10 protein-coding genes and 2 pseudogenes are annotated in these 16,455 nt (G+C 47.7%); 4 read left to right on the top strand and 8 right to left on the bottom strand.

What is annotated here, in order from left to right; genetic code table 11:
* Positions 1 to 54: 54 nt before the first annotated feature.
* The 8 genes and pseudogenes from AC1DLM_RS01155 to AC1DLM_RS01120 all read right to left on the bottom strand — a co-directional run bounded on the left by AC1DLM_RS01155 (position 55) and on the right by AC1DLM_RS01120 (position 14,010).
* Positions 55 to 5,298: an S-layer homology domain-containing protein gene (locus tag AC1DLM_RS01155; RefSeq protein ID WP_477568810.1), complete on the bottom strand. Its 5,244-nt coding sequence runs from the start codon at positions 5,296 to 5,298 to the stop codon at positions 55 to 57.
* Between the two features lie 200 nt (positions 5,299 to 5,498).
* Positions 5,499 to 5,756: a hypothetical protein gene (locus AC1DLM_RS01150; protein WP_441987670.1), complete on the bottom strand. Its 258-nt coding sequence runs from the start codon at positions 5,754 to 5,756 to the stop codon at positions 5,499 to 5,501.
* A 229-nt stretch (positions 5,757 to 5,985) separates the two neighbouring features.
* A complete protein-coding gene (locus AC1DLM_RS01145) occupies positions 5,986 to 6,261 on the bottom strand; it encodes a hypothetical protein (RefSeq protein ID WP_441987669.1) in 276 nt (91 codons plus the stop codon).
* Positions 6,262 to 6,758: 497 nt separating this feature from the next.
* Positions 6,759 to 7,115, bottom strand: a pseudogene (locus AC1DLM_RS01140) (golvesin C-terminal-like domain-containing protein); the annotation flags it as partial.
* A 73-nt stretch (positions 7,116 to 7,188) separates the two neighbouring features.
* Positions 7,189 to 11,787, bottom strand: a complete 4,599-nt coding sequence (locus AC1DLM_RS01135) for a fibronectin type III domain-containing protein (RefSeq protein WP_477568809.1) — start codon at positions 11,785 to 11,787, stop codon at positions 7,189 to 7,191.
* Positions 11,788 to 11,890: 103 nt separating this feature from the next.
* Positions 11,891 to 12,487, bottom strand: a complete 597-nt coding sequence (locus AC1DLM_RS01130; protein WP_477568808.1) for an FAD-dependent oxidoreductase — start codon at positions 12,485 to 12,487, stop codon at positions 11,891 to 11,893.
* Positions 12,488 to 12,916: 429 nt separating this feature from the next.
* Positions 12,917 to 13,748, bottom strand: a pseudogene (locus tag AC1DLM_RS01125) (MFS transporter); the annotation flags it as partial.
* A 10-nt stretch (positions 13,749 to 13,758) separates the two neighbouring features.
* The gene (locus AC1DLM_RS01120) at positions 13,759 to 14,010 is read right to left on the bottom strand and encodes a hypothetical protein (RefSeq protein WP_441987666.1); all 252 of its coding nucleotides are present in this window, start codon (positions 14,008 to 14,010) and stop codon (positions 13,759 to 13,761) included.
* Positions 14,011 to 14,055: 45 nt separating this feature from the next.
* Here AC1DLM_RS01120 and AC1DLM_RS01115 point away from each other — a divergent pair, with 45 nt between their 5' ends.
* From AC1DLM_RS01115 to clpP, 4 genes are all read left to right on the top strand, one after another.
* The gene (locus AC1DLM_RS01115; protein ID WP_441987665.1) at positions 14,056 to 14,178 is read left to right on the top strand and encodes a hypothetical protein; all 123 of its coding nucleotides are present in this window, start codon (positions 14,056 to 14,058) and stop codon (positions 14,176 to 14,178) included.
* Positions 14,179 to 14,756: 578 nt separating this feature from the next.
* Positions 14,757 to 15,350, top strand: coding sequence for an ArsR/SmtB family transcription factor (locus AC1DLM_RS01110; RefSeq protein ID WP_441987664.1), 594 nt, complete (start codon positions 14,757 to 14,759; stop codon positions 15,348 to 15,350).
* Between the two features lie 13 nt (positions 15,351 to 15,363).
* On the top strand, positions 15,364 to 15,681 hold the full coding sequence (locus tag AC1DLM_RS01105; protein WP_477568807.1) for a hypothetical protein: 318 nt from the start codon (positions 15,364 to 15,366) through the stop codon (positions 15,679 to 15,681).
* 80 nt (positions 15,682 to 15,761) lie between these two features.
* Entirely contained in the window at positions 15,762 to 16,343 is a 582-nt protein-coding gene (clpP, locus tag AC1DLM_RS01100; protein WP_477568806.1) for an ATP-dependent Clp endopeptidase proteolytic subunit ClpP, read from the top strand.
* Positions 16,344 to 16,455: the final 112 nt, after the last annotated feature.

The following is a 16,455-nucleotide window of genomic DNA, read 5'->3' as shown; positions in this document are numbered from 1 at the left end:
ATGTGCTGTCCTCCTTGGAATCATTTCACCCTGTTGTCTAAAGCATTCACACTTCTATTGTCTGTTCCGCAGCATGTTCAGCAAGACTCTAATGGCCTCTGCTCTTGTTGCTTGATCGCCGGGAGCAAATTGGTTCCCTCCTTTGCCTTCAATAATGCCCCGCTTGCTCAAGGCCGCCACAGCACCCTTCGCCCAGTCTGGAATAGTCGTGTCGTCCGCAAACCCTGTAGATTCGGCATCTGCGTCTGACTGACCCAAAGCGCTCGCAATCATCTTGGCCATCTCACTGCGGGTAATCTCGGCATCCGGACGGAATGAACCATCCTCGTATCCGGAAATGATCCCTGCTTGCACCGCTTGCGCCACAGCATTCAGGGCCCAATCCCCGATCTTCTCCTTGTCGGTGAACATAAGCGGCGCGCTGTAGGGGAGATTCTCTTGCGCCTTAAGCGAATGGATAAGCATGGCGGCAAACTCGGCGCGTGTTACGATTCGATCCGGCTTGAACGTGCCGTCCGGATAACCGCTGACAATTCCCAGATCAATCGCTTGTTTGACATCGGCCTCCGCCCAGTGCGCCGTCAGGTCGCTCAAGGTTACCGTCGGTTTCGGAGCGGGCAGACTCACTTCCTGATCGATGCCGAATACCGCAACCTTGGCAGCGTTGTTCAACTTCACAGTAATCGTTGTGGCTCCACTGGCTTGCGCATCTAATTTCATCCAGCTTTTTCTCACTTCATCATAGAAAAATACTGCCGGCTTTTGACCCTTCTCTATTCGGGCAGGATCGAAAGTAAGGGTCAGCGTGATCTCCTTGTCAAATTCCCCTTGGAAATCCTTTTGAATCTCGAAAACAGGACTAGCTGGAGCAGCTTTGCTTGCAGGAAGCTTTTGTGTGTCTGTTATTTTGCTGATGTTAAGTTGAAATTCTCTATGGGAAGCACCTGCAGGGATCTTGATCATAATCTCATCATCGATACCGTATTCGCCATTCTTATCTGCAGGAACCTTAAATTGCCTGCTATCCTTCGAAATAACGCCATTGTTCGTTGGTGTTGAAGGCAAGCTGCCAGTGGAAGAATCCTCATTTGAGCCTTCTCCGGGAGAACCACCGGAATTACTAACCGTCCATTGCGCATACAAGATTAAATTCGCCCCGCCCATCGTGATTAGCTGGCCATCCGTATAGCTGGTTCCGCTGCCATCCGCCCGTTCATTCCATCCCGCAAAGAGATACCCCGACTTCTTCAGATTGCCGGTGTTGCCATAGACCGATACCGTGGCGCCCTGCTCATAACCGCTGTTATCTACCGGAACGAAACCGCTTGCCGCACCGTTGCTGTTATAAGTCAGGCTGTAGGACGGCGCTTCGAATATCGCTGTGATCACAACTGCCTCGTCTGGCATGGTGAAGGTATTGTCAGTCACAAGGAGACCGCTGGGACTATTCACCTTCCAGCCCTTGAAGAGCTGTCCAGGACCTGGTGTGGCAGTTAAGGTAATCGCCGTATCCTTGATCGCCAACGACACATTGGCGCCCGCAGTGCCGTTTCCTTCTGTTTTCACCGTAATCCTATGGCTGGTCAATTCGAAGCTATCTACCACATTGACACTTAGCACAGCGGGATTCCCTTCATTAAACAGGATTGAGAAGTCCGCCTTATCGCCGTTCTTTAATCCCAAAGCGGCCATAGTCTCGCGGTTGATGGTCAACCTATCACCGCTAATTGTATAACCATCCGTACCTAATGTGCCATTATATACGGTGCCAGTTACTGTTGCTGCGTAAACCACTCCGGTCACAGACTTGGCTTCATTCCAGATAATGCTGGCGCTTATATCCCCGGGAACATAGAGATCATAGGTGGCCTTTTCGGGACTAACATCCGCATCCTTCTTGGAGACGGTAATGGTGAAGTCCTTAGAGTAGCTCACACCGTTCTCGCTTCCTTCGTCAATCATAGCGGTGACAATGACGGTTCCCGCTCTTGTGGCGGATAGCACATTCCCCTCTAGGACAGCTCTTGTTTGACCCGCATCCTTGATGCTCCAAGTGATGCTTTTGTGTGTGGCCCAATCCGGCGATACGGTTCCGAAGAGAGTCAGCTCCTGGCCGGCCTGCGCAGCCTCCGGAGCAGCAGTAATGTCAGACACCGCGTGGAAGGTGTTATCATACAAGTTGCGCAGCTCGATCTTAAACCGCTGGTGGTCTTTCCCCTCATCATCGGCCAACCGGATAACAGCGTTATTTCCTTTGGACGCTTCATTGACCGTAATCACTTTTCCATTGCTTTTGTTAATTATTTTGTAATAATCGCCCTCTTGCTCCAGGCGCCATTGTTCGGTATCAGAGGGAATGGGGGCTTCCTCAATAGTCTGATTAAGAATAAGCTCTTGGATACCAGAATCAGGCTTGATATCGAGGAAGCGTGCGCCACGCATAATCAAAATCCGGTAATAGCCGGTTCCCAGATCTACGAATCGCATCAATTGACTATTGGAATCGCCATTGGAAAATTGGATGACGGCTGCACCCTGGTTGAACTTCTCACCTGCCACGCTCAGCGCCTTGCCGCTGTGCTTCGGCTGGATCTTCACCATCTTCTCGGGGGTAATCTCCTTGGCCTTCGTGCTCATGAATCCACCGCTGAATTTGTCCAGGATCAGGCTGTCTATATTGAGCTGTCCGGTATCCCCTTCCTCACGGCGAAATTCAATCGTATTCTTCCCGGCCTGCAGACTGACCGTCTCGGTCACATCGGCCCAGGTATCCCAATTCGCTGTCGGCGGCAAGGAAACTTGCTTGACCCGGTTACCGTTCACATATAAGGTCATGGTACGATTCGACGACTGTACACCCGAATAGCGCAAGGTTGACGTATAAGCCGCCGTATAGGGGACATTCACTTCAAAGCGGACAGCATCCCCTTTTTTCTGGAATAAGCCGACATAACCGTTGCCTTCAAACCATAGACGGTCTCTGCCGATCCCCGGCGTGCCTGAGAGGGTTGCCGCTTCCGCCTGATATTCCCAGGGAGTACGTTTATTCAGATGAATATGATCGATATGGATGACGCCTGAGTCTCCGGGTACGCTTCTATAAGCGATACTGTTTTTCCCTTTGTTCAGCGGAACGGTTACAATCTGTTCTTTCCAGATCTTAGCGCCTCCGGAATGTGGAAGTGCGATTTCCTGCACAGGCGCGCCGTTCACTTCCAGCGACAATGTTTTGCCGCCCTGCTCTGTAGCGTACCGCAGCTTGAGATCGTAAGAGGCCGCATACTCGGTATCCACTGTGAATTCCACGGACGAGTTCACTTGAGACAGACCGCTCACATAACCAATTCCCGTATTTCCATCCTGCGCCTGGACGATTACCGCATCCGCCCCACCTGCCGTTTTGGCGGATTCCGCTTCATATGTCCAAGTCGTCGCATCGGTAACGGTGATATAATCCAGATTAACATTCGCCGTATCGCCGCTGTCATACTTATAAGTAATGACATTCCTTCCTTCTTTCAGGAATACATTGTCATATCTGTCAGCCCACTTGTCCCAGTCCTTCAGACCATAGAGATTCAATTGCTTGATCTTGAAGCCATTCACATACATGGACAAGGTTCGATCGTCCACTAGACCAGAGCCATAAGCCAGCTTGACCGAATAGCTGCCCGCGTGAGAAGCGTCTACGGCAAAGCTGATCGCCGAGTTCGGCTCCGTGAACCCTCTAACAAAGCCTGAACCGCTAAATCCGGTATGATCTTGAGCAATTCCCGTGCCGCCGGACAACTCTGCGCCTTCTGCTTCGTATAAGACGCTTTTCTTGGCAATAATGGCGTCCAGTCCCAAAGTACTTTTTCCGGAAAGACGTACGATGTTGCTGCCGGCATTCAGCCTGATGTTATGAACGGTTTTTAAATCGAAGTTCAGCTTGTTCTCCGGTCCGGCATTCGAAGGGAATACAAGCGTGGCAGGAGCCTCCTGGTTCACTCCAAGTGTCATGGTAACTTCTTCTGTTGTATTGTTGTTATAACGGAAATCCAGTGAGTAGACTCCCCCTGCATTCGTGTTGACCGTGAACGCTACATAGTCGTTGACATTGCTGTTACTGTACCGGGCATATCTGCCGGACGAGGCATAGATGCTGTTCATCGTTGCTCTTGTGACCCCTGATAATTCAGCGACTTCCGCTTCATAGACTTCGCTCTTCTCCTCCCCCGAAGGGCGGCTAAGCACGGTGCCGGGGTTGGACGGGATACCCAGATTGATGAAGTCATTATCGTCCCAATTGATCCGCTGGGCTCGAACTTCCCTGTTCTTGCCGCCTTGACTATGGGTCGGTATGCCATGGTAGGTAATCCAGTCCTCTGTGTCATCTTCGGATTTCAGGAATAACGGCGAGCCTGTCGAATAAGATCCGTTTTCATCCGAACGTTTCATGATCGGCTCGGGATGCTTATTCCATGCCGCTTCATTCTCTACGCTTTKGGCAAGATTGGCCCAGGACAGGCCGACAGCATAGTTATCATGCGTGTAGCTGCTTGCTGAATAGGCGAAATAAACTTTACCGTTTCGTTCTACCACGGCTGCGCCTTCATTCACATTATCCACATACTTCTCCCAGTCGTAGGTCGGCCTGGCTAACGTAATCTCTTCGCCTTCCAATGTCCACGGATTTTTCATTTTGACAATTGTTGGACATTCATCAAATCTCTCTTTTCCCGTTTTTGGATCTATGAAATAGAAATATTTGGTGTACGTAAGATATCTCTGCCCCTTGATGGTGACAAAGCCCGTTGGCAGTCCATAGCTTTGCGTATTCAGCAGTCCCTGTTGGGGTGTCAGTCCGTCTCCATTATCATAGGTTCCCTTTAGTTCCCAGGTCCCTTCAAACGGATCCGGCGAGCTGTTCTCCAGAACATAAGCGCTGGGATGACCATAAGCGAATCGCCCCGCTTCATCACTAACCTTCGGACCGGAAGCGAAATAGATGTACCATTTGCCATCGATCCTGTGCGCATCGGGACCCCATATAAATTCCAGGTTTTCAGGTAGCTTCCATACTTCTTTACTCTTCGCGGTGGAAACGCCAAGAATGGTTTCATGCCGTTTCAATACAACGTTGCCATCGCCTGCCGCCGAATAATAGTATCCGTCGTCTTGCCGCTCAATGGTCGGGTCGGCTCCTTTCATCAGCGGGTTAAGATAGTGGGATGATACGTCCGCATAGGCGATATTGGTCAGTATCATTACGAGCAGTAACGCCAGGGATACAGCAAAAAAGCCTATTCTCCTCATTGCAATGATGTCCTCCTTAGGGAATTGTATGTGGAGCTTTGTGGCAGCAAGGAAATGATCGCTCAAAAATAAACCGCTTTCATTTGCCGTGTAAGCCTCGCTCCATGGATGCTTACACTTTACTGCGATCCCTCCACTTCAGGCCTTAAGAATCTTTAGGTCTTTCTGTACGATTTTTGTTAGTTACCTAAATTTCCCTTTCAAATGGTTAGCCTGACACTTTTACGCAAAAAAAGTAGTAGGCGTTCACCCCCATTTGCCCATAATTTCAACACGCCAGTAAATTTATCGAGGATATACACCCCTTGCTCATTCAGCACGTCGATATTCTGAAACGTTAAATCTGAGATATGGGCATCCGGTACACTTCCCAGACCTATGAGAATCGTATGTGCGTCATCTCCCCATAGCACACTATTTTGCACGGTATTATGGGAGGTTGTGCCATAGTGATACATCACAATATCATCATCAGGCGTTCGAATAAATACACCTGTAATGAGACCGTGGCTTGAGCCACTAAAATGGATGCCCTCCGCATTCACTTCATAGGCGATAATATGAATATTTTGGACTCCAAAACTTTCGACTTAATTTTCTTCGCATAATTTTCAGAATGGATGCCTATATAATCGTACATAAAGCCCCCCGATTCACTTTGGTATTTGTATTCTTTAAAAGCCCCAGTCAGTTTTTTATTGTATTAAGATTTCTGCTTGCTGTTTCTCGGAATATCGACTCAAGGGTTGCATTCATAATTGGATCTATTTGAATAAAGTAATCAACTGCCTCTTTCGATATCTTTTCATCATTTTCCCACTCGATGGCTAATTGACTTAATACTGCACAAATCTCATCAACTTTACTTTTATCTAAACCGTCACCTATCCTTAATTTAATTAGCAACTCGTCATTTTGATGTAAAAGCAGATCTCCCAGATATTTTACTAAATCTATTTCCATAGTATCCTCCCTAAAACAAACCTTAGTTCTAATGCTTAAAAGCGCCGGATGATCACTGCAAGTTCAAATAATTATTCGAGAAATATGGATAAATTCATCTTTATTTCCAATAGGATTACCACGCTATTCTGCCGTTAGTTTATTCTCCCCTCCTGCCCGTCTTTCTGCTGGATACGACTAAGGAGGACTTCCTCTTCTCTCTCCAAACATAAAATTAAATAGGCGTTCACCCAATAACAGAGTGAACGCCTATTTAATTTCAAAACATAATTTGTTACTACTTCAATTGTATTTCGCACTTCAAAACTTTAGTGTCTAGTTTTGAAGTACTTCTGACAAATTAAATATAACCAGTCGACTTGTTGCTAACGTTCCCCGTCGTAGTTTAACAACCTCCGGGTCAACGGCTTATCATCCCAGGTACGACTCCAAAGGGAACCGGCCAAGAAGTATCGCCGTGAATGCTTAATACAAAGAAATAGGCTGCCAGCTGTCATTTATTGCCTTAGAACAAATTTTACCGCATCCGCAACTACATATCCGGTTGTCCCCGTGTTGCCGATAATCACACTACCCGACGTCCCTGCAGAGAAGGGATAACTTCCAATCCAGTTCCACATCCCGCCGCCCGCCTGCTGGTTAACGGTCAAACCAGACGTCGTCCCGTCTGTATATTTGACAGTGACCGGTACATTGCTTGCTCGATTCGTATCGGCATTCCACCACAAATACACGTCATAAGCGCCTGCCGACAATACGTTAGGAGTATACTGGACGCTCAATGTCCCTTTCCCTGTATTGCCGTCATGCAAATAGTCCGCGCCAATCTTTTGGCTGCTGAACAAACTAGCCGTCCATGCCCCCGTCCGACGTTATTCTGTATTTGGGGTCGCACGAGTAGAGACATCTACTTGTGCGACCTCCTATTTACGGAGCTGCATTCACCACAACATCGTCAAAATAAACTTTCGACAGGTGTGTGTATACCCCGATTTTCCCCGCTGAGAACGTGCTGGCTGTTGCTGTAAGAATAAGCTGACCATTTACATATGCCTGCAGCGTATTCCCATTCACCGTGAATCGCAGCGTATGATAGGTTCCTGCGGCAAGAGGCGGGATGGCTGCTGAAATGGCAAGATCGGTTTGAACACCGTTTTGCAGCTTTGTGATGTATACTTTCTTGGTGTAGTTATCATAGGACATACTGTAATAGTTGTTATAGTCAACAAACCTCGCCACCAGTCCTATTCGACCGCTGGCCGTCTCCATTTTTCCCTTGGCTTCTACGCTGTAGTTGGTCCAAGATGTGGATCCTGCTACGGATTTCACCCCGCCTTTATCCGCATTGTTAGACAGGTAAGCTTTGGACCCATACACGTCGGATACAACGGAGAACGTTCCCCATCCGGAAACCACCGACCAACTGCTGGCGCTGCCGGACTCAAAATTATCTTCCAGCAGTGTGCTTTTCGTCGTGACGATGGCTTCACTGCTTTCTTCGGAGATGTTGTTCGCCGCGTCTTTCGCTTTGACAGTGTAGTGATAAGTCGTCGCCACATTCAAGCCTGTGTCTTTGAATGTATACACCGCGCCCGTCACCGTGCCCACAGATTGCCCATCCCGATAAATGATGTAGCCGGTTACCCCGGTATCATCGGAGGCTTGCGCCCAAGACAGCGCAACTTCCGCAGACGAGAGCGCATCAGCCGTCAAGCCGGTTGGCGCAGTAGGCGCTGTGACGTCGGGATTCGGCAGGGGATTCACAACAATATCGTCAAAATACGCTTTCAACAGGTGCGTATATACGCCGACCTTCCCAGCTGAGAAGGAGCTGTCCGTAGTCATAGCCACCAGCTGCCCATCCACATACGCTTGCAGGATATTGCCTGATACCGTGAATCCAAACGAATGGTACGCTCCAGCGGTAAGCGGCGTTATCGGATTGGAAATCGCTAAGTCGACAGTCGTGCCGTTCACCAGCTTACTGATGTAGACTTTTTGGGTATAGTTCTCATAAGTCATGCTGTAATAGTTGTTATAATCGACGAATCTCCCCACTAGCCCGATTCGGCCGCTCGGCTTATCCATTTTCCCTTTCGCTTCCACACGGTAGTTGGTCCACGAGGAGAGTCCAGCTACGGACCTTGTAGCCCCTTTACCCGCATTATCGGACAAGTAAGCCTTCGTGCCTCCGTCATTCACCACGCCAAAAGTTCCCCATCCAGAAACAACGGACCACATGCTTGCACTCCCCGATTCGAAATTATCCTCGAGCAGTGTGCTCTTCGTCACAGCCACAGCTTCAACACTTACTGCAGAACGATTATTCGCAGGGTCAACGGCCTGAACCGTGTAATGGTAAGTCGTGGCCAGGCTCAAGCCCGTGTCCTTATAGCTCGTGGTTGCGCCATTTAAGGTCGCAATTTCTTGCCCATCCCGATAGACGATGTAGCCAGCCACACTGTCATTATCCGTAGACGGGGTCCAAGACAATGACATTTCATAAGAAGATAGCGCCGTTGCTGTCACATTCGATGGTGCGGAAGGCGCCGTCATATCTCGATACGAGATGATGAAATTATCATAGGAGACTGGGCCCTTAACCCGCTTCAAGAATTCGGTTAATCCAATTAGGAATGCCCCATTAGAGCCAGGGGTTGCATTAATTTCACTTTTCACCGCGTTTCCTAGTGCAGCTATCCATTGTTGTGTTGCTGTCCCCCACGGGAAGCCTGCCGGCAGTTCAAGATCCTTCGTTAGGATCCCAGCGGAGCCGCTTGTAATCGAGTTGTCTGTTGCTGTGACCACCAATTGACCATTGATATAGCCATATAGGTTACTGCCTACACCTTCAAACCTCAGCTTGTTCATAACATCCAACGGTAATGTCACACCGGTCGCTGTTTGAAGCACAACGGATGTACCATTGCTGCGTTTCTCAATGACTGCCTTTCCGAATAACGCATCATAGGTAAAGCTATAATACTGGTCTGGATTTACATACCGGGCGAGGAGTCCTACCGTATCTTTATGACTGACAATCCTCACATCTGACTCTACGAAATAGTCTGTACCCACAGTCTGCTCGACCACAGCTGTCGATGACTTCGTTGACTGATACACATGATTGCCACTACTTTCTGTTTGAAGCGCAAAGTTCCCTTTAACGGAGGTCCAATCCGCCACACCTGACTCAAAATCATTCGTGTACAATGGATCGTAAACCAGTTCAAAGGCGAAGCCTTTATCCGTATCAAGCTGGACAAATACGTCTTTTCCTGTGGCGATCACGGGAATTTCCTGCAGCCGTACACCGTTTGTCGCCAGCTTGTAAGCTTTGTACGCTGCTGGGATGAGTGTCGTCTTCAGATGGAATTCCATTGTCTCGTGTTTGGCAAGTGTCGGCAATTTCCCTCTTACATAGGTCCGTTTGTTGGCATCCGTCAGATCTTGAATCGTATCTTCCCCTGTCGCCGCTGCATCGGTTGTGTAGATGACCAGCATTCTCTCGCTTTTGTCTAGCGATTTATCATCAAGCGTTGCTGCGGATACGGTTCCTTTATCCACACTTGCCTTCATGGATACAGGACCAAGCTCGAATTTGTTGTTATTCAACGTGCCTACAGCTCCAATTGCGTAAGGGGTATTGATCAGATAGGTATTTAAATTAAGATCAAATATAAGCTCACCCGTGTCCGAAACCAGCTTATTTTGATTCAGATTAGAGAGCATGTTGTTTTTCAGATTGACATCATCTATTGCATTTATAAACGTCTCCGCAACCTGCTTTAAAGTCATGCTATTCGTAATGGATATCTTATTCTGGGCAGGAAAATTACCGCTTGCGATTTGCTCAGGTGTAAGCTCAGGTGTGATTTTATAGATGGCATAGGGTTCACCAGGCTTATCTGCGTACACGGTAACCATCTTGAACAGATGCGGTATATACATTCGATTAATCTCTAAATCTTCATTCTCCGTTGATGCCGCATGCGTCTTAACCGATGTCTGGTCCCTGACAATGACAAATTTAGGTTCGCTTGCAGTGATGTGACCTTTACGGAAAAGAAGGGTGCTTTGATATTCGGACATCGTTACCAAGGTATCTGTTAGGGTATCAAATGAAGTAAAACCACCCAAAGTTGCACTTTGTTGAGTAGCCTCTCTTACACGGGAAACATATTGAAACCTGTTTAGCATATCCCAGCCATTGAAGGCGCCGGTCGCGGCCACCATCAATCCAAGGTCGTCTCTGCCTTTCGTCGGAAACTCCTGATTATATTCAGTTAATGCAAAAGGCTTCTGGTACAGCTGCCCAAGGGCAAGACCAGGAATATAATTCTTAAATATAGTCCCTCCAGATTGCGGCACATAATTAGCTGCTGATTCTGGAGCGAATACCATACTGTAACGAGGATGTGACGCCGGGGTAAAAGAGAATGTTGCTCCCCTTCCATCTACAAGCCCATTATATAAGTGTGTTTCATGAACATCTGTGTGTGTTCGCCAGTAGTTGGCCAAAGAATCATTAATGTAGTTAATTCCTCCAATGGGTACCTTTACTCCAATTACATCTTTAAGGTAATTTTTCATTTCATTATGGGAAGATAACGTTTTTTCTGTGAAGTATTCGGCAAGATCATCACGAATACTCGCAGGTGCACTCCAAAATATATTTGGAAATGTTGTGATAGGCGGACGTGCTTTACCAGCCAGAAACGTATTAAAGTCTGCTTTTAACCATTCATTTACACTTGAGTTTGAAAAATTAGCATTATAAAGAATCGTTTCATTCATGGGAGACAGCCCCATCAATATAGGATCATCCTTCAAGGCAAGTCCGGTGTAAGGATTAACATGAGTAAGCCACTGCTGAGCAAATGATCGCCAAATCGCTTTACCTTCCGGAAAAAGCGTTGCCATATATTTGGCAGCGAATGAGCCGTAGACGCTTAAGCTTGGTACACTAGAGTAATCCGCATAAGCCAGAATGTCGAGATCGATATAAATGCCTCGATCCTTCAGCAAAGAAACGAAGTACTCAAAATTATCCAGTTTGACCGGATCTAATGTAACCGTAGTGGAAGTAGGTTTCACCATAAGTCCTACTGCCCAGTCAACATTATCATCATTGGAATGGTATCGCACCACATTATAACCCATAGCAGCAAGCCGGTCGGCTATAATAACCATTTCTTCCCGGGTTGGATCCGTACCATAGCTGCCGTTAAGATTGGTACCAAAGAACTTTACTTTCTTATTGGGCTCATCCGTAAAATAATAATCGCCATCCGCATCAATCTTTACGAAGCCTTTCGTTCCAGCTGGTGTTTGATTCAAGTAGGACAAGTCCAGCGCACTTCCAGGTGCTACCGCTAATGTCGTATCAATAGCTTTCCATGTGCTGTCAGCAACTATGGGAGCTGCATTTGCGGTAGGGCCCTCCATACCTGCAGCCCCCACTATTTGCAGGAGTAAAGCCATAACCAGCGTTACTGAAGCCTTAGTAATCATTCCTTTTCTCATTTTTCAATCCTCCTGTACACTTTTATCAAAACCCATTCATGTTTTCTCGGCAGAGTCGCTGATCTGTGCGACATAAACCCCCTCCTTTCAACCCCTAAGTGATTTAAATTGGGATTTCGACCCTGTTTATAGAAAAAGTCCGGATTATCAAGCTTCGCAGCCCAATCGGGCGCGGTGAATGGCACCGGGTAGCCCATATCCTTCGTTTTAAAACATAACCCACGACTGATGCAATCTTGCGCGCATTCGCCATCCGAACATCCAGAATGGTCGTATTCAAATAAAAGGTCAAATTCTCTGTCCGCTGCGCCATGTCATACATCGTCATATCCCACACGCTGTTCGTCCAGCCGTTCTCAAAGACCGTCTCGTGGTTGTGTGCGCGTTCCTCAATCAATAGCTCCGAGATGAGCCCGGTTTCCTTGGCATACACGTGAAAAGCAGCCACGCCATGCGGGGTCACTCTGACCTCAGAGGAGCTGTCCCCTTCGAAGACGGGGCGGTCCTGAACGAGACAGGTTCTCACCCCCTGTCTGGCCGAAGCAACGACTGCACAGAAGCCCGCCAGCCCGCCTCCGCACACGACAACGTCGTATTTCTCCGTCTTTTGCCGGTTTGCCCTTGCCGATGGATTCCCCGCTAAGCTTGTGTCCTTGAAGTCAGTCATCATGTCCTCAATTCTCCCTTTATGAAGCTGCATCCCCACCCCTCCCGAGATGAGTGATGACAGCGCTTTCTTTTCCTCCTCTCCACTTTAAAGTTCGTACTCGTATAATAAAATATCTCCATTTTTGATTTGATGCCTTCATTTTGGTTATCCGCCCAGTAAGCTCATTTGTAAACATTCGCTTATACACTTTCGGACCTACACGCTCAGCGGATGCTGGAGCATAATGGAACTGCAGCGCTCTCCGGCGCAGGGTGGATAAATTCGGCGATGTATGCTTTTCTAGGGAGAGAACTTCATGCAAAATCCAAATAAATTCTTCCGTTAGTTGCGCTGGTGTCATGGTGCAAACCATAATCTAGACGATAAAGATTTAAAAGCATGTCGTAAAGATCATTACAGAATTCACAGAAACAAGATGAATCAATTTTCCATTTAGAGAAATTCGATTTGATTGTCAGATACAACTCCCGTTACTTGAATGCAAACAAGGAAGCAGCTGCCACGGCATTCTACTCCCTGGAACCAGTCGGACAGCTTGCCGGCCAATGGCCTTACCACCGTAAGCGCAATGGCGTATACCAAGAAGAATGTGCCGGCGTTGACCCTGATGGATTCCGCGAACAACGGCAGGAAAGTTGTGATGCCGCCATAGGCAACGGCCAGAAAGAAGAGCGCTGTAGTAACGGGGAGTACCGATTTTTCAAACATTTCGATCTTTTTCGTTGCACCTTTCGGTTGAAACGGGATTTTGGTTGTGGAAATTAGCAGAAACGAAACCGCAGACAGTCATGTTGCGAGTAAAAACAAGGTCTGGAATGAACCATTCTGCAGCACCCATAAGCCGAGCAGCGGACCAATCGCCATCGCGACCGTCATCGCCATGCCGAACCAACCCATGCCTTCACCCGGCGCGAGTCCGGAATGATATCAGTGACCGATGTACTGATAGACTCGTGGAGAAGGCCCAACTGGCGCCATGCAGAACACGCAGCGCGAGCAGCATTACTATGCCGGCAACCCAGTCGTATAGATACATCGATATAACAAAGAAGACAAGCCCCCAAATCATAAACTGCCTTCTGCCGTACCGATCAAGCAGCCCTCCGACAATCGGACGAAAGACAACAGCGGTCAGTGTGAACACCTCAGCCTCTAGTCCGACCTGCAACTCGCTGCCGCCTATTTGCTTAATAAATAACGGCATCGTGGGCAGCAGGATATAGAATCTTGTGAATTAGACCAGCATCCCTAGCGTCAATTGAATAAAAGACGTTGTCCATAGTCGTTCCATGTCATCCTCCTTAGACTTCATCTGTCCGGACTTTCTCTATTTCTTCCTTCATCCATTGAATCTCTACCTCTCCCATCCGCTTGCGATGATCGAACACCCGCAGTAGCTGCACGCGCTGTTTCTCAGGCTCTGGCTTGTGCTGTAACAGATACCACTCAAAGTCTGCAACTATTTTGAAATTCCTCTCCAGGATCTGCAAGTACTGTTCGAGGCAGACCATAAGGTTTTCTTTGACCATCTTGAACCGGAACGTGAGCTCCATCTCGGCTTCCGCAACCATTGAGGACGAAGCGAAAGGAGGAGATCAATGAGAATTCTAGTTGTTTCGGCCCATCCGAATATCGAACAGTCGCGTGTAAATAAACGCTGGATGGCGGAATTACGTGGCTTAATTGGCTATACGATCAGCGAACTGATTCGCCCCCTTTAAGTATTTTCCAATCACTTTTCTGCCGCATTATAAATTCTATGGAGCATCTGGCGACGTCGAAAATAGCGCCTCAGACTATGTGAAGCATATCTCATCTCCCGATCTCAATCCTATAATCGTTCGAAAACTATGCTCGATGAAATGAGTAAACCAATTACCAAATAAGTTCGTAAAGCGTTTTTTTTACTTACGAGGATTAAATGAGAAAACTATGAGGTCCGAGTTGCTCCACGACTGTAGGCCGACTACTAAACGTTACACCTGCCCGTTATTTTAAACCCTCCCCCTCCCGGGCGTAACTAGTAACTAGCTAGCTCATTACTTACACAAAATGTAATAAGCGTTCACCCTGTTGATTGGTTGAACGCTTACTGGTTTACTTCAAAACATTATTTGTTACTTCAAGACTCTGTTTGTTACTTCAAGATTTTATTTGTCACTTCAAAACTTTATTGTCTACTTCAAAACTTATTTGTCTCCCGATAGTAGTTATTACCCCCGCCCATTGACTTTCCCACCTCCACGTAATAAAATATTTGTACGTAACATATATTTTGTACACGGAGGCTATCCACTCCATGCCACAAGAAAATGAGATCCAAGACAGCTACTATATTGAGTCCCCCGAGCAGGCGACTGTGCTGCTTAACCCGCTTCGCGGAGAAATCATCGCGCAGCTCCTAGAGCCGGGATCCGCCGCGGAAGTGGCGCGCACCTTAGGTGAGACGGCTCAACGCATCAACTATCACCTGAAAGCGTTGGAGAAGGCCGGCTTAGTTACACGCGTAGGTACACGCCAAGTGCGCAATCTGGTTGAGGTGCTTTACCGTTCAATCGCCAAAACCTTTGTACTGGCCGAATCTCTCAGCATGAAGCCTGAAACCTTGCAAAAGCTGAAGGATCAGAGCTCTCTCGCCCATCTCGTGACGACTTCCGAGCGAATCCGCCGAGATGCTATGCTGCTCATGGAGCAGTCGGATGTCGGTGAAGTGATTCCAAGCGCGACACTGCAGCTTCAAGTGCAGCTATGCACGGAGCAACAGCGACATGCATTCATTGAAGAATACACGGCAATGGCCCAGCAGTTAGTGCAACGCTACGCAGGTGTTCGAGGAGACGTTCAAGATACTTATCAGGTATTACTGACCGTTTATCCCAAGCCAAAGGAATGAGGAGGCAATTACCATGAGTCATGAGCATGAGCAAGCACAGGAGAAACAAACAAGTCTACCACAGCAGGATACTGCTCTATCATCCGTATCACCTGTCATCGCTTGGGAACAGATCCCCACCAAATCAAGCGATTCCTCCAAAAGCAAAGTCATTCAGCTTGAATCTTATCGCCGACAAGATACCGCATCCATGGATTCCGAAGCAACCGTTACGGTTCGCGAGTTCCCTTCTTTTCAAAATGAAGAACCTATTCGACTCATCATGGTTTCCTCTGGATTTGGCCAGAAGACTACCGTGCATACCAATACAATCCAATGCAAAGCCGCTTAATGGGCTAAGCAACTTAATTACGCTAAACCTTAACCTCGTAAACAAAACAACCCATCTTCATTATAGAAAGGATGATTTCAATGAGCTTCATACCTATGGTCGTCGAACAAACCGCGCGCGGAGAGCGCTCGTATGATATTTACTCCAGATTGCTGAAAGACCGCATCGTGTTCCTTGGCACAGAAGTTAATGATGGAGTCGCAAATGCGATTATTGCCCAGCTTTTGTTCCTTTCCGCAGAGGATCCTGAGAAAGATATTTCGCTCTACATCAACTCGCCTGGCGGATCTACGTCAGCTGGTCTCGCAATTTATGACACGATGAACTTCATCAAACCCGATGTATCCACGATCTGCGTAGGTATGGCCGCATCCATGGGCGCTGTTCTGCTAACAGCTGGTGCTCCGGGTAAACGTTTTGCCCTTCCGAATGCCGAAGTCATGATTCACCAACCGTGGGGAGGAGCGCAGGGTCAGGCAAGTGATATCCACATTCGGGCTCAGCATATTCTCAAAACGCGCAGCGTTCTCAACGGTATCATTTCCGCAACGACCAAGCAACCGATCGAAAAGATCGAGCAGGACACTGACCGCGATTACTTCCTGAATGCTGAAGAGGCGCGGGCTTATGGGTTGATCGATAAGGTGATTGAGCGGATTTAAGCGAATATCGGGTTTAAATCACAAAAGACTACCAAGAGGACTCATCTCTTTTGGTAGTCTTTTTTATATAGAACATGTGCCGGGCAGAAGAAAGTCAGTTCCTCATTCCTCC

This window comes from Paenibacillus sp. 01T442, assembly GCF_056398345.1.
This window is presented reverse-complemented; position numbering and strand designations above follow the sequence as displayed.

Coding starts and splice junctions, on each gene's coding strand:
- AC1DLM_RS01150 (WP_441987670.1), bottom strand. CDS start 5,756: ATGTATCACTATGGCACAACCTCCCATAATACCGTGCAAAATAGTGTG.
- AC1DLM_RS01145 (WP_441987669.1), bottom strand. CDS start 6,261: ATGGAAATAGATTTAGTAAAATATCTGGGAGATCTGCTTTTACATCAA.
- AC1DLM_RS01135 (WP_477568809.1), bottom strand. CDS start 11,787: ATGAGAAAAGGAATGATTACTAAGGCTTCAGTAACGCTGGTTATGGCT.
- AC1DLM_RS01130 (WP_477568808.1), bottom strand. CDS start 12,487: ATGCAGCTTCATAAAGGGAGAATTGAGGACATGATGACTGACTTCAAG.
- AC1DLM_RS01120 (WP_441987666.1), bottom strand. CDS start 14,010: ATGGAGCTCACGTTCCGGTTCAAGATGGTCAAAGAAAACCTTATGGTC.
- AC1DLM_RS01115 (WP_441987665.1), top strand. CDS start 14,056: ATGAGAATTCTAGTTGTTTCGGCCCATCCGAATATCGAACAGTCGCGT.
- AC1DLM_RS01110 (WP_441987664.1), top strand. CDS start 14,757: ATGCCACAAGAAAATGAGATCCAAGACAGCTACTATATTGAGTCCCCC.
- AC1DLM_RS01105 (WP_477568807.1), top strand. CDS start 15,364: ATGAGTCATGAGCATGAGCAAGCACAGGAGAAACAAACAAGTCTACCA.
- clpP (WP_477568806.1), top strand. CDS start 15,762: ATGAGCTTCATACCTATGGTCGTCGAACAAACCGCGCGCGGAGAGCGC.